At 38.0% G+C, this 19,590-nt stretch carries 21 protein-coding genes; 20 read left to right on the top strand and 1 reads right to left on the bottom strand.

Translation table 11 applies throughout. From position 1 onward, the window contains the following. Nucleotides 1-54 precede the first annotated feature (54 nt). The 6 genes from holB to rsmI all read left to right on the top strand — a co-directional run bounded on the left by holB (nucleotide 55) and on the right by rsmI (nucleotide 4,465). On the top strand, nucleotides 55-1,044 hold the full coding sequence (holB, locus tag OSO01_RS20055; protein WP_147212276.1) for a DNA polymerase III subunit delta': 990 nt from the start codon (nucleotides 55-57) through the stop codon (nucleotides 1,042-1,044). A gap of 4 nt (nucleotides 1,045-1,048) precedes the next feature. Then, a complete protein-coding gene (locus tag OSO01_RS20050; RefSeq protein ID WP_147212250.1) occupies nucleotides 1,049-1,873 on the top strand; it encodes a PSP1 domain-containing protein in 825 nt (274 codons plus the stop codon). Between the two features lie 12 nt (nucleotides 1,874-1,885). Continuing rightward, complete coding sequence (yabA, locus tag OSO01_RS20045) at nucleotides 1,886-2,248, top strand: DNA replication initiation control protein YabA (RefSeq protein WP_147212249.1); 363 nt, start codon at nucleotides 1,886-1,888, stop codon at nucleotides 2,246-2,248. 330 nt (nucleotides 2,249-2,578) lie between these two features. Further along, nucleotides 2,579-3,319, top strand: coding sequence for a tRNA1(Val) (adenine(37)-N6)-methyltransferase (locus OSO01_RS20040; RefSeq protein ID WP_147212248.1), 741 nt, complete (start codon nucleotides 2,579-2,581; stop codon nucleotides 3,317-3,319). Next, nucleotides 3,312-3,587 carry a GIY-YIG nuclease family protein gene (locus tag OSO01_RS20035; RefSeq protein WP_147212247.1) on the top strand — a complete coding sequence of 92 codons (276 nt, stop codon included), beginning with the start codon at nucleotides 3,312-3,314 and terminating at the stop codon, nucleotides 3,585-3,587. The genes OSO01_RS20040 and OSO01_RS20035 overlap by 8 nt, the downstream gene beginning before the upstream one ends. Further along, complete coding sequence (rsmI, locus tag OSO01_RS20030) at nucleotides 3,584-4,465, top strand: 16S rRNA (cytidine(1402)-2'-O)-methyltransferase (protein WP_147212246.1); 882 nt, start codon at nucleotides 3,584-3,586, stop codon at nucleotides 4,463-4,465. Before OSO01_RS20035 ends, rsmI begins: the two co-directional genes overlap by 4 nt. A gap of 99 nt (nucleotides 4,466-4,564) precedes the next feature. Here rsmI and abrB read toward each other — a convergent pair whose 3' ends face one another. Next, on the bottom strand, nucleotides 4,565-4,840 hold the full coding sequence (gene abrB / locus OSO01_RS20025; RefSeq protein ID WP_077602833.1) for a transition state genes transcriptional regulator AbrB: 276 nt from the start codon (nucleotides 4,838-4,840) through the stop codon (nucleotides 4,565-4,567). 578 nt (nucleotides 4,841-5,418) lie between these two features. On the opposite strand from abrB, the gene metG reads away from it, so the two are divergent. The 14 genes from metG (at nucleotide 5,419) to OSO01_RS19955 (ending at nucleotide 19,568) form a co-directional block, all read left to right on the top strand. Continuing rightward, the gene (gene metG / locus OSO01_RS20020) at nucleotides 5,419-7,434 is read left to right on the top strand and encodes a methionine--tRNA ligase (protein WP_147212245.1); all 2,016 of its coding nucleotides are present in this window, start codon (nucleotides 5,419-5,421) and stop codon (nucleotides 7,432-7,434) included. 349 nt (nucleotides 7,435-7,783) lie between these two features. Beyond that, nucleotides 7,784-8,551 (top strand): TatD family hydrolase, encoded by a 768-nt coding sequence (locus OSO01_RS20015; protein WP_147212244.1) that lies wholly within the window; start codon nucleotides 7,784-7,786, stop codon nucleotides 8,549-8,551. Nucleotides 8,552-8,587: 36 nt separating this feature from the next. Further along, a complete protein-coding gene (rnmV, locus tag OSO01_RS20010) occupies nucleotides 8,588-9,154 on the top strand; it encodes a ribonuclease M5 (RefSeq protein ID WP_147212243.1) in 567 nt (188 codons plus the stop codon). Beyond that, complete coding sequence (rsmA, locus tag OSO01_RS20005) at nucleotides 9,147-10,031, top strand: 16S rRNA (adenine(1518)-N(6)/adenine(1519)-N(6))-dimethyltransferase RsmA (protein WP_147212242.1); 885 nt, start codon at nucleotides 9,147-9,149, stop codon at nucleotides 10,029-10,031. Before rnmV ends, rsmA begins: the two co-directional genes overlap by 8 nt. 206 nt (nucleotides 10,032-10,237) lie before the next feature. Continuing rightward, the gene (gene yabG / locus OSO01_RS20000) at nucleotides 10,238-11,113 is read left to right on the top strand and encodes a sporulation peptidase YabG (RefSeq protein ID WP_147212241.1); all 876 of its coding nucleotides are present in this window, start codon (nucleotides 10,238-10,240) and stop codon (nucleotides 11,111-11,113) included. Between the two features lie 310 nt (nucleotides 11,114-11,423). Next, nucleotides 11,424-11,687 (top strand): biofilm formation stimulator Veg, encoded by a 264-nt coding sequence (veg, locus tag OSO01_RS19995; protein ID WP_147212240.1) that lies wholly within the window; start codon nucleotides 11,424-11,426, stop codon nucleotides 11,685-11,687. Between the two features lie 149 nt (nucleotides 11,688-11,836). Next, nucleotides 11,837-12,013, top strand: a complete 177-nt coding sequence (locus OSO01_RS19990; protein ID WP_077602839.1) for a small, acid-soluble spore protein, alpha/beta type — start codon at nucleotides 11,837-11,839, stop codon at nucleotides 12,011-12,013. Between the two features lie 382 nt (nucleotides 12,014-12,395). After that, nucleotides 12,396-13,253 (top strand): 4-(cytidine 5'-diphospho)-2-C-methyl-D-erythritol kinase, encoded by an 858-nt coding sequence (gene ispE / locus OSO01_RS19985; protein WP_147212239.1) that lies wholly within the window; start codon nucleotides 12,396-12,398, stop codon nucleotides 13,251-13,253. A 65-nt stretch (nucleotides 13,254-13,318) separates the two neighbouring features. Further along, a complete protein-coding gene (gene purR / locus OSO01_RS19980; protein WP_147212238.1) occupies nucleotides 13,319-14,137 on the top strand; it encodes a pur operon repressor in 819 nt (272 codons plus the stop codon). Nucleotides 14,138-14,537: 400 nt separating this feature from the next. Next, nucleotides 14,538-14,831 carry a septation regulator SpoVG gene (gene spoVG, locus OSO01_RS19975; protein ID WP_077602842.1) on the top strand — a complete coding sequence of 98 codons (294 nt, stop codon included), beginning with the start codon at nucleotides 14,538-14,540 and terminating at the stop codon, nucleotides 14,829-14,831. Between the two features lie 801 nt (nucleotides 14,832-15,632). Next, nucleotides 15,633-16,631 (top strand): FecCD family ABC transporter permease, encoded by a 999-nt coding sequence (locus tag OSO01_RS19970; protein ID WP_371863313.1) that lies wholly within the window; start codon nucleotides 15,633-15,635, stop codon nucleotides 16,629-16,631. Nucleotides 16,632-16,634: 3 nt separating this feature from the next. After that, the gene (locus OSO01_RS19965) at nucleotides 16,635-17,396 is read left to right on the top strand and encodes an ABC transporter ATP-binding protein (protein WP_147212236.1); all 762 of its coding nucleotides are present in this window, start codon (nucleotides 16,635-16,637) and stop codon (nucleotides 17,394-17,396) included. 14 nt (nucleotides 17,397-17,410) lie between these two features. Then, nucleotides 17,411-18,433: an ABC transporter substrate-binding protein gene (locus tag OSO01_RS19960; protein WP_147212235.1), complete on the top strand. Its 1,023-nt coding sequence runs from the start codon at nucleotides 17,411-17,413 to the stop codon at nucleotides 18,431-18,433. Nucleotides 18,434-18,518: 85 nt separating this feature from the next. Then, nucleotides 18,519-19,568 (top strand): NAD(P)/FAD-dependent oxidoreductase, encoded by a 1,050-nt coding sequence (locus OSO01_RS19955; RefSeq protein WP_147212234.1) that lies wholly within the window; start codon nucleotides 18,519-18,521, stop codon nucleotides 19,566-19,568. Nucleotides 19,569-19,590 lie beyond the last annotated feature (22 nt).

The following is a 19,590-nucleotide window of genomic DNA, read 5'->3' as shown; positions in this document are numbered from 1 at the left end:
AGAGTTGATAGAATAGGCGTTAATAAGCTCATCTTTAAAGGTGGAAGTAAAATGATGAAGTCATGGGAAGAGATTGAAAAAATACAGCCTGTAGCAAGTAGGACTATTATTAATAGTATCAAGAAAAATCGTATCTCCCATGCCTATTTATTTCAAGGAGATAGAGGAACCGGCAAAAAGGAAATGGCATTACTTCTGGCAAAATATTTATTTTGCATGAACCGGCAGGGAGTAAATCCATGTAACAGCTGTATCAATTGCCAGCGAATTGACTCTGGTAATCATCCGGATATGCATTGGATTGAACCAGATGGGGCCTCTATTAAAATAGAGCAGGTACGTAATTTGCAGAAGGAATTTACGTATTCAGGACTGGAATCAAACCAGAAAGTTTATATTATTAAGGATGCGGATACATTAACAGTCAATGCGGCTAACAGATTATTAAAATTCTTAGAGGAACCGAGTGTAGAGACAACTGCGATGATGCTCACAGAGAATGGTCATGCGATGCTGTCTACTATCCGGTCACGCTGTCAGATTATTGATCTGCAGCCTCTTTCACCAGGTATATTACAGGAGAGATTGCAGAAAGAGGGCTTAGGCGAGGCAGATGCTAAACTTTTAAGTGTACTGACAAACAGTCTGACAGAAGCACTTGAACTTGCCCAAGATGATTGGTTTGCAGGTGCGAGAAAAATAGTGATACAATGGGTAGAAATGTATACTACACAACCTGAGGATGTTTACACATATATTCATCAAAATTGGATACCTCATTTTAAAGATAGAGACAATCAAGAACGAGGTCTGGACTTATTAATACTAGGGTTTAAAGATATCTTACATCAGCATATATACACAGACGCCAATACGATACTGTTATCCAATGATCCATCTAAATTAGAAAAGATGATCATTACTTTTTCTCAAGCCCAGCTGTTAACAATCTTAAATCAGATTTTAATGGCAAAAAGAAAATTAAAGGCAAATGTTCAGCCAACATTGGTTATTGAACAACTAGCGCTTCAAATACAGAGGTGAAAAAATGTTAGAAGTTATTGGCGTACGATTTAAGAAAGCTGGTAAAATCTACTACTTCGATCCAGATTCTTACCCGGTAACCCCAGATAGCTATGTTATTGTGGAGACGGTAAGAGGGATAGAATTTGGAAAAGTAGTCATCACGGAAAAACAGGTTGATGAGGAAGATGTAGTTTTACCTTTAAAGAAAGTAATACGGGTCGCTGGAGAAAAGGATAAGCGAACCGTTGTAGAGAATCAGGAACAGGCAAAAAAAGCCTTTGACGTGTGTACCACAAAAATTAATCAACATAAACTGGATATGAATCTGGTAGATGTAGAATATACTTTTGACCGCAATAAAATTATTTTCTATTTTACAGCTGACGGAAGAGTAGACTTCCGGAATCTTGTAAAGGATCTTGCATCTATGTTCAAAACACGTATTGAACTTAGACAAATTGGAGTCAGGGATGAAGCAAAAATGCTGGGCGGAATTGGTCCGTGTGGGCGTATGCTTTGCTGCTCCACTTTCTTAGGAGACTTTGAGCCGGTGTCTATCAAAATGGCAAAGGATCAAAATCTTTCTTTAAATCCGGCAAAAATATCCGGTTTGTGCGGAAGGTTAATGTGCTGCTTAAAATATGAAAATGATGCGTATGAAACAGCAAAAAGAGATTTACCTGACATTGGAGAAACGCTGCCGACACCTCATGGAAAGGGTAAGGTTGTCGGTTTAAATATATTAGAAAAAATGATTCAAATTGAACTCTTAGATAAAGAACGTGTTGTGGAGTATACATTAGATGAATTAATTGAAGAAGGAATTGTAGCACAAGTCACAGAATAGAGGTGATCATTCGTGGGAAACAGAGAAATATTTGATCAAGTTTCCGATATGGAGAAGCAAATTGGTGAATTATATGAGCAGTTAGGTGATTTAAAAGGAAAGCTAAGTGATTTACTTGAAGAAAATCATCGGTTAGCTCATGAAAATCACCATTTGCGTAATCACCTAGATAAATTTACGGAAGAATCTGTGGAAAACCAGGAAGAAAAAGGTGATTCTAAACAACAAAAGGGCATCTTCCCAGGAGAAGGCTATGATAATTTAGCCCGGCTGTATGAAGAAGGCTTCCATATTTGCAGTTTAGAATTTGGCAGTCCGAGAAGAAATGAAGATTGTATTTTCTGTTTGGATTTCTTTGATAAAACGAAGCTTTAATCATTGGGAGTTTTTGTTCTTTTCCCAATGATTAAAGAACACAAGCTAGTGTCTTCGCATCCTGGGACTGGGACTGCGATTACTCGCCCCATCGAGGATATTTGCGAAAACGCTTGTGTGACCAACATCGTGTTGGTCCAAGTTAATCAGGAGATGAAGTGACCGTTTTCCCCATGAATGTTTATTATTACTTCTATATCAAATAGGGGGAATTACGTTCACTCATGCTGTGGAAAACGAAAAAAGTGTATCGTATTGGGTGCTGTCTTCCTATGGAGGCAGCTCTTTTTATGATAAGCTTTAATGAGAAGATGAGGATGTGATGAACCAATGATCGATCTATATGATGATGAGCGCCTGGATTATTTGCTTGCAGATGAAACGATGAAAATTATACAAAGTCCGACTGCTTTTGCTTTTTCATTGGATGCGGTCTTATTAGCTCATTTTAGTGCAATCCCTAAAAAAAGAGGAAAGATTCTTGATTTATGTACGGGAAATGGCGTTATTCCTTTACTTCTTTCTAAAAGGACAAGTGCTGAAATTATCGGTGTTGAGATTCAAAAACGAATTTTTCATATGGCTCAACGAAATGTCACTTTAAATGATTTAAATCATCAATTACGAATGATTCATGGAGACCTGAAGGAAATGCAGACAACTCTTGATCAAAGCTCATTTGATATGATTACAGTTAATCCGCCATATTTTAAAACACCGTCGTCTACGGAGCATAATCAAAATGAATACCTTACTATTGCCAGACATGAACTTTACTGTTCATTGGAGGATGTTGTGAAAGCCTGTAAACTTTATGTCAGACCCGGCGGAAAAGTAGCTATGGTGCATCGCCCTGGACGTTTAGTTGATATCATAGAACAATTTAGAAAATATCGTATTGAGCCGAAGCGTATACAATTTGTTTATCCAAAACAGGGAAAGGAAGCGAATATGCTCTTAGTTGAGGGGATACGCGATGGAAAGGCAGACGTGAAAATTCTGCCGCCATTCTATATTTATGAACAGGACGGTTCTTATACAAAACAGGCAGAGGAAGTTATATATGGCTAGCGGAGAACACTTGGTATATGTTTTAAAATGTCAGGATGGGACATTATATACTGGATATACAAATGATTTAAAACACCGGATTCGTATGCATGAAGAGGGAAAAGGAGCAAAATATACAAGAGGCAGAGGCCCATTCGAAATTATTTATACATATGGATTTGAAAATAAATCAGATGCTATGCGCGAGGAATATAGAATAAAAAAATTATCTCGTCGAGAAAAATTAGAACTGATTCAGACTCATGAGAAAGGAGTGTGTGATGAATGAATATTCAAAACAGCTATCAGCCTGAGGAACATGCAGCATTATACGTTGTCCCGACACCTATCGGAAACCTGGAGGATATGACTTTTCGGGCTATCCGGATTTTAAAGGAATGTAAGCTGATTGCTGCGGAGGACACCAGAAATACGAAAAAGCTGCTTCATTATTTTGAGATTCATACACCACTTATCAGCTATCATGAACATAATCATCAGGAAAGAGAAAAACAGCTTTTAGATAAGATACGTAATGGTGAATCAATTGCTGTTGTGAGTGATGCAGGAATGCCGGCAATTTCTGATCCTGGTTCAGAGCTGGTTCAGGCAGCTATCAGGGAAGGCATGGATGTTATTGTTTTACCGGGCGCAAATGCAGCACTTGTTGCACTGGTCGGGTCTGGTTTACCCGCACAACCTTTTACCTTTTACGGTTTTCTTCCCAGAAAGAAAAAAGATAAAAAAGAAGCATTAGAGAAATTGAAAAATTTGAATTCTACTTTAATTTTTTATGAGTCACCTTATCGTATAAAGGATACTTTAGAAACCATGGAGGGTACTTTAGGTAACAGGCAAGCGTCTATAGGTAGAGAAATCTCTAAGAAATTTGAAGAATTTGTTAGAGGAACCATACAAGAACTTTTTTCATGGAGTAAGAAAAATGAACTGCGTGGAGAGTTTGTTATTGTTATAGAAGGACAAATGGAGACATCTTTCGACAAGATTCAACAGGAATTGAGCTGGTGGGAAGCCTTATCCGTGAAAGAACATGTAGAAGCATTGATGAAAAATGATAATTTATCCAGCAAAGAAGCAATTAAGCAGGCGGCAGTAGAACGGAAATTACCAAAAAGAGAAGTCTATCAGAGCTACCATATTGATTAGCCGCTTCCATTAGGCTTTATAATATTAATGAATACGAAAAAGGGATGGCCTCTTCTATGTACAGAGGTCATCCCTTTTTCGCCTTTTAAACAACTATTATTATTTAAAACGGTTTTGAATTTCTTCAAGCAAAATTTTAGCGCCTTCAGGGCTTAGAATAAGGTTTCCATCAGCTAAAGTCTGGTTTTCATCTGTTAACTCTCCAGTAATTTGACAAGTCATGTTTGGACGGTATTTCTTCAATACAATACGGTCGTTATCAACGTAGATTTCCATTGTATCCTTTTCTTTAATATCCAGTGTACGGCGTAATTCGATAGGAATAACCACGCGGCCAAGCTCGTCAACTTTGCGTACAATACCAGTAGATTTCATTTTTTCATTCCCCCAGAAGTAGATTTAGTAGAGTTTTTCCGAATAAACGAACTATGCATTTTTCAAATAATGAGATAACTTGAAAAAAATGTCGCTGTTCGTCGTTGTTAATAACATTAGAATAGCAACAATATTTGGTATTGTCAATACAATTTTACTGTAAAAGGAAAAGTTTTATCTCTTTTTTATAAATATTCAGGTTTTTGTTAAATTTCTATCGCTATTAAGTAAGAAAGTATCATTTTTTGTGAATTAATTTCTAATGAAATGGATATATTTCCTTTGTATGGAAGGAAAGTATATCTGCAAAAAATTCGACATAAATCTAAATTATCCATAAAGAACAAGTGAATAGGTACACAATTTGGCAAATTACGATATAATAGCTACAATGGAAGTTGACATTTTTATATTTACAGTGTGATATCATAAAAAAATATATAAAATAGCCAATCAATAAGAGATAACTTTGAATCTTTTACGGATGAGGTGGCAATGCTTGTTTCAAAGCATGTATCATCTTCACAGTATTCCGCTATAAGATTTTTTAAATAGGAAAAATTTAGGAGGTATAACGAATGGGAAGCAAAAATACTTTTTACATTACAACGCCAATTTATTATCCAAGCGGGAAATTACATATTGGTAATGCGTATACAACAATAGCTTGTGACACGATGGCGAGATACAAGCGCATGCTTGGGTTTGATGTGTTCTATTTAACAGGAAGTGATGAACACGGGCAAAAAATTGAGCAGAAAGCGGCTGAAAAGAATATATCACCTCAGGAATATGTAGATGAGATGGCAGCTGGCATGCAGGATCTGTGGAAGACACTTGAAATAAGTAATGATAAATTTATTCGCACAACAGATGAACAGCATCAGAAGGTTGTGGCGGATATTTTTGAGCGTTTTCTAAAACAAGGTGATATTTATCTTGATGAATATGAAGGATGGTATTCTGTTCCTGATGAAACCTTCTATACAGAAACACAGCTTGTAGATATTGAGAAAGACGAAAACGGAAAAGTTATCGGAGGAAAATCACCGGATAGCGGACATCCAGTTGAATTGATTAAAGAAGAATCTTATTTCTTCCGCATGAGTAAATATTCAGATCAGCTATTGAAGTACTATGAGGAGCATCCTGACTTTATCCAGCCGGAATCCCGTAAAAATGAAATGATTAATAACTTTATTAAACCAGGTCTTGAGGACTTGGCAGTATCCCGCACAACATTCAGCTGGGGAATTAAAGTTCCAAGTAATCCGAAGCATGTTATTTATGTATGGATTGATGCATTAGCTAACTATATTACAGCTTTAGGATATGGTACAGAGGATGATGCTGCTTTCAAAAAATATTGGCCTGCAGATGTACACATGGTTGGAAAGGAAATTGTTCGTTTCCATACTATTTATTGGCCAATCATGTTGATTGCCCTGGACCTGCCGCTTCCTAAAAAAGTTTTTGGACATGGCTGGTTACTGATGAAGGACGGAAAAATGTCGAAGTCCAAAGGAAATGTTGTATATCCGGAAATGCTCGTGGAGCGTTACGGTTTAGATGCTTTGCGCTACTATTTAATGAGAGAAGTTGCTTTCGGCAGTGATGGTGTCTTCACTCCTGAAGATTTTATTTCCAGAGTGAATTATGATTTGGCAAATGATTTAGGAAACTTATTGAACCGTACTGTAGCAATGATTAACAAATATTTTGACGGAAAGGTCCCTGCTATAAATGGTGTCATTAATAAGGAAGATGCTGATTTACAAGAAACAGCAGCATCGGTTATCCAAGCTTACCAGGAAGCCATGGATCAAATGGAATTTAGTGATGCATTGAAAAAAGTATGGACACTGATTTCCAGGGCTAATAAATACATTGATGAAACACAGCCTTGGATTCTTGCTAAAGATGAAGAAAAACGTACAGAATTAGCAAGTGTCATGGCACACCTTGCAGAAACATTACGTGTAGTTGCAACTATGCTGCAGCCTTGTTTGACACATGCACCGAAGAAAATAATTGAGCAGCTTGGTTTAGATGAAGAAAGCGGATTGTCTTGGGAAAAGATTCAATTTGGCAATTTCCCGGAAGGCATTACTGTAGTGAAAAAAGGAAAACCAATTTTCCCACGTTTAGATGTCGAAGAAGAAGTAGAATATATCCGTTCACAAATGGGTGGAGCGGCTGCATCTGACGAGGAAGAAGAAAAAGATTGGGATCCAAATGAAACAGAGCTTGTTTCCACAAAAGAAAAACAAATTAAATATGATGTATTTGATAAAGTAGAGTTGAAGGTAGCAGAAGTGAAAGCTTGCAGTAAAGTTGAAGGTGCAGATAAGCTATTGAAATTCCGCCTCGATGCTGGAGATGAAGCTGATCGGCAAATTTTATCAGGAGTTGCGGAGTACTATCCGGAACCGGAAAAACTGATTGGTAAAAAGGTTGTTATTGTAGCTAATCTGAAGCCGCGGAAAATGCGTGGTGAAATAAGCCAGGGAATGATTCTTTCCGCAGAAAAAGACGGGAAATTAGAAATTGTTCCAGCGCCGGAAAGTGTTCCAAACGGATCACCAATTTCTTAAAATATTGGACGATTTCAAGAAAATATATAGTATAGGAGCTGTCATCATGTCAGCTCCTTCCTTTTCGATATAGGGGAGATCAAAAAGTCCAATAAAAATGACATTTCGAATTTCTGTGTTGGCGTGTTTTTTTCGATGGGACTGCGATTACTCGCCCCACCAAAAGCGTTACTCACGTATCTAATAATATAGAGGATCTTCTGTTAAGACCGTCCACATCCTGTGGACAACACAGAAGTCACCACATCCTGTGGAAACCCGTTCGAAAAAAACGCCGCCTTGAACTTCTTGGTCCTTTTCATCGCACTTTTTGAATTGCATTATAAGATCAAAAAAAAGGATGGTTAAGATGTTATTTGACACACATGTTCATTTAAACGCCAGACAGTTTGCTGAAGACAGAGAAGAGACAATCCAGCGGGCAAGAGATGCAGGTGTAGAGTATATGGTTGTTGTCGGCTTTGACCATGAGACTATTCCGCTGGCTATTGAAATTGCAGAACAGAATAAGAATATTTATGCAGCAGTTGGCTGGCATCCTGTTGATGCCATTGATATGACGGATAAAGAGCTGAAATGGATTGAAAATCTGAGCGCACATCCTAAAGTGGTGGCAATTGGTGAAATGGGACTGGATTATCATTGGGATAAATCCCCAAAAGATGTGCAAAAGAAGGTCTTCCGTCAGCAAATAGCGCTTGCTAAAAAAGTGAATATGCCTATTATTATTCATAATCGGGAGGCAACGGAGGATATTATAAATATCCTGCAGGAGGAGAATGCAGAGGAAATTGGCGGTATTATGCATTGTTACAATGATTCTGTCGATTATGTCCAGACCTGTCTGGATATGAATTTTTATATTTCATTAGGCGGTCCGGTAACATTTAAAAATGCTCCATTACCAAAGGAAGTAGCGAAACAGGTGCCTTTAGACCGCCTGCTTATTGAAACGGATGCTCCATTTCTGGCACCTCATCCATATCGCGGAAAGAGAAATGAACCAGCTTATGTCGCGCGTGTAGCAGAGGATATTGCTGCATTACGTGAAATGGGTGTGGATGAGATTGGAAAAATAACAACAGAAAATGCAAAACGATTTTTTAAAATTAAGTGATTTCTAAGGATCTTAGAACAAAGTGGAGGAAATCGATTGAAAATAAAAGAAATGATAGTTGTAGAAGGGCGAGATGACACGACACGCGTTCAGCTTGCTGTAGATGCTGATACAATAGAGACAAATGGTTCAGCAGTTAATAAAACAACCATTGATAAAATCCGTCATGCCAAGGAAAAGCGCGGAGTTATTGTTTTTACCGATCCTGATTATCCAGGTGAGCGGATCAGACACTTAATCAACCAGGCTGTACCTGGCTGTAAGCATGCTTTTTTAAGAAGAGATCAGGCAAAAGCAAAGCATTCTGAAAATAAGAGCCTGGGGATTGAACATGCTTCTGTAGAGGATATCCAAAAGGCGCTCGAGGATGTTTATGAGCTTGCAGATTTTTCGGATAGTGATATTACCAAAGAGGAACTTATCCATTATGGATTAATCGGAGGTGAAATGGCTTCTGGACGCAGGAAACGTCTTGGTGAGCTTTTGCATATTGGTCATACTAATGGAAAGCAGCTTTTAAAGCGCCTTACCCAATTTCAAATCTCCAAGGAACAATTTAAAGAAGCTGTTGAGCTTATAGAGCAGGAGGAGAAAGATGCCTAAAAAATATATTGCAACACCGTCGAGAACAAAAGAACTGCTGAACAAATATGGTTTTGCATTTAAGAAAAGCTTAGGACAAAATTTCTTAATTGATGTCAATGTATTAGAAAATATTATTCATCAAGCAGGAATTACAAAGGAAACAGGGGCAATTGAAATTGGCCCTGGAATGGGTGCTTTAACAGAGCAATTAGCTATTCATGCGGATCGGGTAGTTGCTTTTGAAATTGATCAGCGTCTATTGCCTATTTTAGAAGAGACTTTAGCGGACTACGATAATGTTGAAGTCATTCTTGAGGATATTTTAAAGGCAAATGTAGATGAGGTAATTAGAAAGCATTTCGAGGAAGGCCAGGATATTCATGTGGTTGCAAACCTTCCTTACTACATCACGACGCCAATTCTTATGAAGCTTGTTCGTGACCGGCTTCCGGTTACAAGTCTTACAGTAATGATTCAAAAAGAAGTAGCGGATAGAATGGCAGCTGTACCAAATACAAAAAGCTACGGCTCTCTCAGTATTGCTGTACAATATTATACCGAAGCCAAGGTTGTTTTGAATGTGCCGAAGCAGGTATTCATGCCGCAGCCCAATGTAGATTCAAGTGTTCTGAAGCTCGTTATGCGCAAAGAACCGCCTGTTCAGGTGGATAATGAAGACTTCTTCTTTGAACTTATTCAAGCAAGCTTTGCGCAGAGAAGAAAAACACTCCGGAATAACCTGAACAGATTTTTACAAGAAAAATTAGAAAAGCATCAAGTGGAAGCACTCCTTGAAGAAGCGTCAATTGATGGGGGCAGACGCGGTGAAACATTGACAATAGAGGAATTTGCAGATTTAGCTAATATTGTTTATAAAGAGATTCAAAAAAGCTAATCAGAAGATGACATCTTTTGATTAGCTTTTTATATAGGTTATATAAGGGAGAAAGGAACAGAGCTGCACTTTTTTTCATACAATGAGAAAGAAATAAAGTGAAATTCATTCAGTTGAACCAATCGGGCTTATATTGGCAGTTAATAACTTCATACTTCAAGAATTTACTGCCGGTTAAACTGCGATAAAAGGTGAGAGGTGCAGTGATGGATATACAGAATGGAGCGTTAGTAACAAGGAAATCATATAATCACGACTTATTATTTCGCGTGGCAGAAATAAAAAAAGGAGTAGCTATACTTCATGGTGAAGAGTTAAGGTTAAAAGCGGATGCGTCTCTATCCGACTTAACCTTGGTAGATCAACGGGAACATAAAAAAAGAAGAGCCGAAGACAGAGAAAAACAGGAATTTTCCTATCGTTTATTTCGTCAGGACTATCAAATGATGAAAGAAAAAAGGAATTATGAAGCAACAGAAGGCTATACGGATGCTGCTAATTATTTTCAATTGCCTGCAAAAGTGCTTCATATAGATGGAGACCCGTCTTATTTAAGAAAATGTATCCAATTATATCAGCGCATTGGACTTCAGGTACATGGTGTTCATCTGGCGGAAACAGAGATGCCATTTCAAATAAAGGATTTACTGGAGAAAATCCAGCCGGATATCATGGTAATCACTGGCCATGATGCTTATTCACATAATAAAGGAATGAAGCATGATATAAGTGCTTATCGCCATTCAAAATATTTTGTAGAAGCTGTACGAGAAGCGAGAAGTAATTATCCTAATCTGGATCAGCTTGTTATTTTTGCCGGAGCTTGCCAATCACATTTTGAATCATTAATTCGTGCCGGTGCAAATTTTGCCAGTTCGCCATCCAGAGTCAATATTCATGCGCTGGATCCGGTTTATATTGTTGCGAAAGTAGCATATACCTCTTTTATGGAAAGCGTATCTGTCTGGGAAGCGCTCCGTAATACATTAACTGGCGAAAAAGGATTAGGAGGCGTACAAACAAGAGGATTATTACGAACAGGCATGCCTTACCTGGCTCATGAAAATGAAGATGAAATATAATATGAAATAATGCTTAAAAAAGGGAGTTGTTGGGCTAATTGGTATGCTTTTATTCCTCCTTCTTTCCACTGAAAATAAATTAATAATTAGATCATTCAGATTAGTTGTTTTTTAATTGTTTTTATAAAATCAGCCCATTATGCATTTTTTTGTGACAATTTATGTATAAAAATAGAGATACGACAAATAATATCAGAAATAGACATAAATAATAGTTGACAAGTAAAAACATATGCTGATATAATTATAATTTTTATTTGACTTTTCATCGGCGTATATGTTAAAATAAGTATATGTGAGGTGGAGTGTAGTGGGCAAAACGTTGATCGAAATTAAGCAAGGTCTAGATGGTCAGGTAGGTAAACGGTTAAAGCTCAGAGCGAATGGTGGAAGACGGAAAACCGTTGAAAGATGCGGTGTTCTTGCGGAGACATATCCCTCTGTTTTCATTGTTGAGCTTGACCAGGACGAGAATGCATTCGAACGTGTTTCATACAGCTATACAGACATATTGACAGAAACGGTAGAGCTGAATTTTGTTGAAGGAAGTTCAGCGATAATTTTTAAACAGTAGACAAGTATCTGGTCTACTGTTTTTTTTATGCAAAAAAAGGGCAGGAAATGGTTTTGCTGGTTAATACTTGTGAGAGTGAAGAAGGTAAAAATACATAAGCTATGATTGCCGATCGAGAAATATATTCATTCGTAAAGGGGAGCTTTTACATGGGTAGACGAGGGATTATGTCAACACAGATGAAAGAAGAAATAGCGAAAGAATTAGGATTTTACGATACGGTACAGCAGGAAGGCTGGGGAGGAATAAAAGCCCGTGATGCCGGAAATATGGTAAAAAGGGCTATAGAGATGGCAGAGGAAAGTATGAGAAAAAGCGAGTCCTAAAAAGGGGCTTGCTTTTTTTCATACCAATAATAAATTATGACCAAAAGTATTTTGCAGATTCCACACCTTTTCATACAAGATTAGCCTCAGTGTTTTGATTATGATACAATAAAATATATTTTTAAGAGGAGGTTCAACAAGTCTGATAAAAATGATACGTCGAATTTCTGTGTTGACTAGCATTTTCCGATGGGACTGAGATTACTCTTCCCACCAAAAGCGTTACTCACGTATTATAAGCATACGCTCCGTTCGGAAAACGCTAGTCGCCTTGAACTTCTTGGTCCTATTTATTGGACTTTTTGAACACGAACTTTAAGGGACGTATATATATGATTTTAAATAGGTGAACGAACGAATTTCCAACGCTTTGAGGATGTGAATGAAGATGCTTGTAATGGAGAAGGCACCTGCTAAGATAAATTTGTCATTAGATGTATTAAATAAGCGGGAAGACGGATATCATGATATTGAGATGGTAATGACGACGATTGACTTAGCAGATCGTTTAGAATTGCGGGAATTACCTGCAGATAAAATTCAATTGTCGTTGGAAAGCCGTTATGTACCAAGCGATGAAAGAAATTTAGCATATCAAGCAGCGGTTTTATTTAAAGAGACGTACAAAATAAAAAAAGGTGTCCATATCCGAATTGATAAATCGATTCCTGTTTCAGCAGGATTAGCCGGAGGCAGTGCGGATGCAGCAGCGGTTTTACGAGGACTCAATAGATTATGGGGCCTGGATATTCCATTAGCTGAATTAGCTGATCTGGGATCTGAGTTAGGAGCGGATATTGCTTTTTGTGTTTACAGTAAAACAGCAATAGCAAAAGGATATGGTGAGTGTATTGAACTTTTACCTGCACCGCCTACCTGCTGGGTTGTTCTTGCCAGACCGGATATGGGCGTATCTTCTTATACTGTATTTGATCAGATTAAAATCCCTGAATTAAAGCACCCCAATACGAAGCAGATACTTGAAGCCCTGCATGAAGGGGATTTTTCGAAGCTTTGTAATCACCTCGGAAATGCATTGGAGCCAATTACTTTTTCTATGCATCCAGAGGTAGCGAGACTGAAGGAAGCTATGCAGCTTGCGGGTGCAGAAGGTGTGATGATGAGCGGCAGCGGGCCAACGGTATTTGGGTTATTGAAGCATCATCGAAAGGCACTCCGAATATATAACAGCATGCGAGGCTTTTGTAATGACGTGCAATTAATCCGAATGTTGGGATAAGCATTGCTAAAATTCATATGAAAATGCTATATTATATAAAGAACATTCGGATTTGAGGTGTGATTTTGAAAAGAAGTAATCGGTTGGTTGTGTTAACAGAGTATTTTTTAGAAAACCCGAGGAAACATATTCAATTGCCTTACTTTGTAGAGCTTTGTGATACAACAAAGTCATCAATAAGTGAGGATTTAGATATTATACATGAAGTTTTTGAAAATAAAGGTCTAGGGTATTTAGAAAGAACTACTGGTGCAGGCGGAGGTGTAAAGTATATTCCTACAAGCTCAGCTGAAGCCAGTAAGGAGTTTATATCATCCCTTCAAAAAAAGCTAGAAGACCCTTCCAGAATTCTCCCTGGAGGATATCTTTATATGAGTGATATTCTTGGTGATCCGGTTCTGGTCCGGGAAATCGGCCGTGTTTTTGCCTCTTGCTTTGCTCATTTAAAGATTGATGCCATCGTAACTGTCGCAACAAAAGGAATTCCTTTAGCGTATGCAACAGCATCATTTTTAAATGTCCCTGTTATTATAGCACGCAGAGATCCAAAAGTAACAGAGGGGTCATCTGTAAGTATCAACTACGTTTCCGGATCGTCCCGAAAAATACAGACAATGGTATTGCCAAAACGAAGCTTGCCTGATGGAGCCAATGTATGTATTATTGATGATTTCATGAAAGCTGGAGGAACCATTACAGGTATAAAGAGTCTTTTAGAAGAGTTTTCTGCAACGGTACAAGCTGTCGGCGTGTTAGCAGAAGCAGATGATGAAGAAGATGAAAGAGTAATTACAGATTATATTTCATTATTAAAAATCTCTCCGGTTGATATACAGAATCATCAAGTTTCTGTACAGCCGGGAAATTATCAAATGGAAACCTGATATAGAAATGTCAGATAAAAACAGATCTTCAACTGTCTATCAGTCAAGGATCTGTTTTTATTTTTTGGAAGGATAATGTATTTCATTGGGAATAATACATTCGTAATTAGTTAAATTGTAATAATATATTCATATAAATTATAAATGATAATAATATCCAATACCTGGGATATTTGATTTTTCTTACAAAGGCTAAAATCTGATTGTTTTCGTCACTGTAAGAAAAAGGTGGATAATAATGACTAGATATGTCGAAAGGAAATGTAATTATAGGTACACGGAAGAATAAATTTAAAATATTTTATTTTTTTGGTATTTTTAAGAAGGATTTTTGTAATTTATGTTGAAGTACATAAGTATGAATAATGATTTTTGATTAGGACAAAGGTGGTGAAACATCATGGAGGTAACAGACGTAAGATTACGCCGCGTAAAAACAGATGGAAGGATGCAGGCTATTGCTTCAATCACATTAGATAATGAATTTGTAGTCCATGATATCCGTGTCATTGACGGGAATAATGGACTATTTGTTGCGATGCCTTCAAAGCGGACGCCAGATGGGGAGTTCCGAGATATTGCTCACCCAATTAATTCTGGAACACGCTCAAAAATTCAAGAGGCTGTTTTAGGGGAGTATCAACGTGAAAAAGAAGAAGGACTAGACTATAAAGAAGAAGCAGGCGTTTCCTGAAGTGACACTAGAGGGCGATTAGACGAGAAGGCAGAAATCTGGATAAAGATTTGCCTTCTTTTTCTGTGCATCAGACTATTTCAGGTATCATGCAGAATAATTTAGCGGCAGGGTCAACTATCTGCTGGCCGGGAAAAGTATTAAGCAGGATTAGCAGGATGTAGAAGCAGGTGTATTAGATGTTTATCTTTTTTGGTGGATTACCAACCAGGATAAATGTATGGACCTGGGAATCTTTTTTTATTTATTGCTAAAATCTGGAAATTAATATTGTAATAAATTCAGTGAAAGCTGAGGTTTCATGGAGTAAAAAATGGAGCCTCAGTTTTTTTGTTCGATGTTATAAAGCTAATGGTCAAGCACTAGTTATTCAAAAGAAAGTATTAAATTGTTACTATAAATCAATTTCTGTTTACAGTTGTGTTTCGTATCAAACCACTAGAAACAAGCTCTATACAACAAGCTTTTCTACAAACCTTCTCCATTTCAAATATCCTTTCCTTATCAGGTTTTCATTAAATGCCCAAACCAGGACTGAATATTATGAAAGGCCCAGCGGCACAGTGTAAAAGGTCTGAACTTTCTATGTAAAATTTGGAATAATTTATCATATTAAAATGAATATATAAAAAACAGATTGCCAAAATAGAATCCTTAATCTATAATGAAAATGATTCTCATTATCAATTAGGTGGATGGGAGGTGGGAGGTGAAAATTTGAATACGGAAAAAGGCAGCAGTGTCAGACAAAAGCAAGTTTTTTATGTGTTTGCGTTGATTTTTCTTATCTGCGCTATCGCAATTACTGCAGTTTATTCGGTCTCCATTGGACAGGTTTCCATTCCGTTTCAGCAATCTATGCAGATTGTACTACATACCATTACTAACGGGCATTTGGGATCTTTAGATCAGGTGGAGAGTGATTCATATACCAATATTATTATGCAAGTGCGTATGCCTCGCGTTGTCTTCGCCTTACTCATTGGTATGGGCCTTTCTTTGTGCGGAGTGGTAATGCAGGCTATCGTGCAGAATCCGCTGGCTGACCCCTACATACTCGGGATTTCATCAGGAGGTTCATTGGGAGCTACCTTTGCTATCCTTGTAGGGTTTGGCAGCGGAACTGTATTGTCACAGTTTGGTGTGGCATTTGGTGCCTTTGCCGGAGCGATGGCTACTTCTATTCTTGTTCTTGTATTGTCAAGTATTGGCGGCAAGGTGACTTCCATAAAATTAGTATTGTCCGGTGTAGTTATCGGTGCTTTGTGCAGCTCCTTATCCAGCCTTGTTATTTTCTTCGCTAATGATGCAGAAGGAATCAAGAGTGTGACTTTCTGGACAATGGGAAGTCTGGCATCCTCAAGCTGGAGCAAGGTACCAATTATGGCGATTATTGTCCTGGCCGGCTGTTTTCTCTTTCTTTTCCAGCATCGTGTCTTAAATACGATGTTATTAGGTGACGAATCAGCGATAACTTTAGGGATTAACTTAAGTGTGTTTCGTAAATTATATATGATCATCGCAGCGTTGATTACCGGTACAATGGTTGCCTACTCTGGGATGATAGGGTTTGTCGGTTTGATCATTCCGCACATATGCAGGGGTTTGTTTGGCTCAGATCATAAACGGCTAATGCCGGCATCATTGCTCTTAGGCGGTCTTTTCCTTATGTGGGCAGATGTACTGTCAAGAGTGCTGGTAGAAAATGTAGAGCTTCCTATCGGGATTCTCACTTCGGTGATTGGGTCTCCGTTATTTATCTATATGATTGTGAAAAAAGGCTATAATTTTGGAGGGTAGTATATGCAGCTGGTAGTAGAAAGTCTGGAGACAAAATTGGGAAAAAAGGAAATTGTTAAAAATATTTCACTGCTCGTCGATAATCAGAAGTTTGTAGGCGTTGTAGGACCGAATGGCTGCGGGAAATCAACCATGCTGAAAAGTATTTATAAAAGTCTCCCTCCACATAAAGGGACAGTTGTTTTAGGAGATATTGACGTTTTAAAAACATCTCAAAAGAAGATTTCTCAAAAGCTTGGTGTGGTTGGCCAGTTTAATGAAATGCATTTTGATTTAACAGTAGAGCAAATGGTGCTGCTGGGGAGAACACCTCATAAGAGATTATTAGAGGTGGATAATCAAGTGGATATAGATATTGTTGAAGATGCGTTGAGACAAACCAACTTGTTGGATTATAAAGATAGAAGTTATTTGTCCTTATCAGGCGGGGAGAAGCAGCGAACGATTTTGGCCCGTACGATTGCACAGCAGCCACAATTTATGATTCTGGACGAACCAACCAATCATCTGGATATTCGTTATCAACTGGAAATTTTACAATGTGTTAAGAAATTAAATATAGGTGTCCTGGCGGCTTTGCATGATTTAGAGACAGCGGCCCAATATTGCGATTATCTCTATGCGATGAAGGACGGCAGAATCTATACGTCTGGAACACCGGAAGAGGTATTAACACCAGAAACGATCAGTGAATTATACCAAATCAAATGTGAAACATATAAAAATCCGATAACAAATCAGCTTGGATTTGTTTATCAAATATAACAGGAGGCCGGAACATGAAAAAATATTTACTTTTATTTACAGTTTTTTCTGTTATCACTATATTAGCAGCTTGCGGCAACAGCACGAAGGGTAACGCAGTGGAAGAAGGGGAAGCAGCGGAGGATTATCCAGTAACAATCAGTAACTATTCTCTGCCTGAAGGCGGTTCGGCTTGGGAAGAAAAGGATCAAGTTTTTGAACAGGCCCCCGAACGGGTAATGGCAAATACAAGACCCGCAGCTGAGCTATTATTGCATTTAGGCTTAAAGGATAAAATTGCTGGTGTTGGTGCCAGCTTTGGTGCGCCAGATCCAACTGTAGAAGAGGATTATAATGACTTGAACATTTTAAGTGATTCTTATGTAGGCAAAGAAGTGGCCTTAGGAACAGATCCAGATTTAGTCTTTGGCCGCGGAGGCTTATTTTCAAACGATGATTGGGGTGTTGGAACGGTAGATTCCTTAAATGAAATGGATGTGAATACCTATGTACTGGAATCTTCCATAGATGGAGCAACCTATGAATCTATCTATAAAGATATTGAGAATTTAGGAAGGATTTTTAACGTACAGGAAGAGGCAGAAGCATTTAGTTCGCAATTAAAAGAGCAGGAACAGTCTATCATTGATAATTTATCGAGTATTGAAGAAAACAAAACATTTGTCTATTTACACATGACGGATCCGAATGAGGTCTCTGTATATGCTGCAGGTGGAGAGAATTTCTTTAATGATGTATTTAGTAAAATAAAGCTTACAAATGCCTTTGAAGGTGAAACAGGAGAGGTAAGCATTGAGACATTAATTGAAACAGATCCGGATGTATTGATTATTCCTACCTGGATAGACAATGATCCTGAAAATGCAGAAAAAATAAAGGAAGGCTTATATAATAATCAGAAGCTTTCAAGTATGAAGGCCATTCAGAATGAACAGGTTTATGCAGTAGATTACAACTACATGTTTGGATATAGCTACAATTCGCTTGATGGAATGGAAATATTGGCGGAAGAAATGTATCCGGAATTATTTAAATAAATTTGATTGAAAAAGGAGGGGGAAGCAAGCTCTCTTTCCTTTTACTATCTATTTTATTTTGAAAAGCACACAAGGAGGTTATCTGATGAAAAGTCCAGAGATTTATGATGTAACCATTATTGGAGCGGGCCCGGCAGGTCTCTTCTCTGCTTTTTACAGCGGATTGCGGGAAATGAAGACGAAAGTGATTGAATATCAGGAGCATCTGGGTGGAAAGGTTCATGTGTATCCGGAAAAAATGATCTGGGATATTGGAGCGTTAACACCGGTTTCTGGTGAGAAGCTGATTGAGCAAATGATCGAACAGGCTAAAACCTTTCATCCAACGATTGTCTGTAATGAAAAAGTAACTGCAATCTCCAAAGATGAACAAGGGATATTTATACTTGATACTTCCTCAGGAGAAAAGCACTATTCCAAGACAGTCATTCTTGCTATTGGCGGCGGTATTCTGAACCCGCAAAAACTGGAAATTGACGGAGCAGAGAAATTTGAGATTTCAAACTTGAGCTATACGATTAAATCACTGAAACGATTTAAGGATAAGACGGTGCTTATTTCAGGTGGAGGACATACAGCAGTGGATTGGGCAAATGAACTGGAGCCGATTGCACGAAAGGTTTATTTGGTGTATCGAAAAAATGAACTCAATGCCCACGAGGCGCATGTAACGCAATTAATGAATAGTTCCGTAGATTGTTTATTTGATACGGATATCCAGCGTTTAGTTGCCAACGAGACACGTGAGTATATCCAGCAGGTTGAATTAAAGCACAGTTTGACAAATCAATTATCCCATATTGAAATTGACGAATTAGTAGTTAATCACGGGTTTGTCCGGGAGAAGAAATTGCTGGAGGAAAGCGAGTTGCAGATTGAAATGGCTAATGAATATTTTATTGCCGGCAGCCCATTCAGCGAGACTTCTATACCAGGTATATATGGAGCTGGAGATGTGATTATGTACGATGGCAAGGTTCATTTAATTGCAGGAGCTTTTCAGGATGCAGTAAATGCAGTAAATAAAGCAAAACAGTTTGTAGAGCCTGATGCATTTGAATCAGGGATGGTATCTTCACACAACGATATATTTAAAAAACGTAATAAAAAATTAGTTGCTGAGCTGATAAAGTAAAGCTCTTTGCAGGGGGAGTTCT

It is taken from the genome of Oceanobacillus sojae (genome assembly GCF_007991515.1).
In the GTDB taxonomy this organism is placed as follows: domain Bacteria; phylum Bacillota; class Bacilli; order Bacillales; family Amphibacillaceae; genus Oceanobacillus; species Oceanobacillus sojae.
Note: the sequence above shows the minus strand (reverse complement) of the source record. Positions and strands in the feature narration are given on the sequence as shown.

Excerpts from the sequence above, each read along its gene's own strand:
- holB (WP_147212276.1), top strand. The coding sequence starts at position 55 with ATGAAGTCATGGGAAGAGATTGAAAAAATACAGCCTGTAGCAAGTAGG.
- OSO01_RS20035 (WP_147212247.1), top strand. The coding sequence starts at position 3,312 with ATGGCTAGCGGAGAACACTTGGTATATGTTTTAAAATGTCAGGATGGG.
- OSO01_RS19955 (WP_147212234.1), top strand. The coding sequence starts at position 18,519 with ATGAAAAGTCCAGAGATTTATGATGTAACCATTATTGGAGCGGGCCCG.
- OSO01_RS20015 (WP_147212244.1), top strand. The coding sequence starts at position 7,784 with ATGTTATTTGACACACATGTTCATTTAAACGCCAGACAGTTTGCTGAA.
- spoVG (WP_077602842.1), top strand. The coding sequence starts at position 14,538 with ATGGAGGTAACAGACGTAAGATTACGCCGCGTAAAAACAGATGGAAGG.
- OSO01_RS19965 (WP_147212236.1), top strand. The coding sequence starts at position 16,635 with ATGCAGCTGGTAGTAGAAAGTCTGGAGACAAAATTGGGAAAAAAGGAA.
- OSO01_RS20040 (WP_147212248.1), top strand. The coding sequence starts at position 2,579 with ATGATCGATCTATATGATGATGAGCGCCTGGATTATTTGCTTGCAGAT.
- ispE (WP_147212239.1), top strand. The coding sequence starts at position 12,396 with ATGAAGATGCTTGTAATGGAGAAGGCACCTGCTAAGATAAATTTGTCA.
- OSO01_RS20050 (WP_147212250.1), top strand. The coding sequence starts at position 1,049 with ATGTTAGAAGTTATTGGCGTACGATTTAAGAAAGCTGGTAAAATCTAC.
- yabG (WP_147212241.1), top strand. The coding sequence starts at position 10,238 with ATGGATATACAGAATGGAGCGTTAGTAACAAGGAAATCATATAATCAC.
- rsmA (WP_147212242.1), top strand. The coding sequence starts at position 9,147 with ATGCCTAAAAAATATATTGCAACACCGTCGAGAACAAAAGAACTGCTG.
- rsmI (WP_147212246.1), top strand. The coding sequence starts at position 3,584 with ATGAATATTCAAAACAGCTATCAGCCTGAGGAACATGCAGCATTATAC.
- OSO01_RS19960 (WP_147212235.1), top strand. The coding sequence starts at position 17,411 with ATGAAAAAATATTTACTTTTATTTACAGTTTTTTCTGTTATCACTATA.
- metG (WP_147212245.1), top strand. The coding sequence starts at position 5,419 with ATGGGAAGCAAAAATACTTTTTACATTACAACGCCAATTTATTATCCA.
- OSO01_RS19990 (WP_077602839.1), top strand. The coding sequence starts at position 11,837 with ATGGGTAGACGAGGGATTATGTCAACACAGATGAAAGAAGAAATAGCG.
- abrB (WP_077602833.1), bottom strand. The coding sequence starts at position 4,840 with ATGAAATCTACTGGTATTGTACGCAAAGTTGACGAGCTTGGCCGCGTG.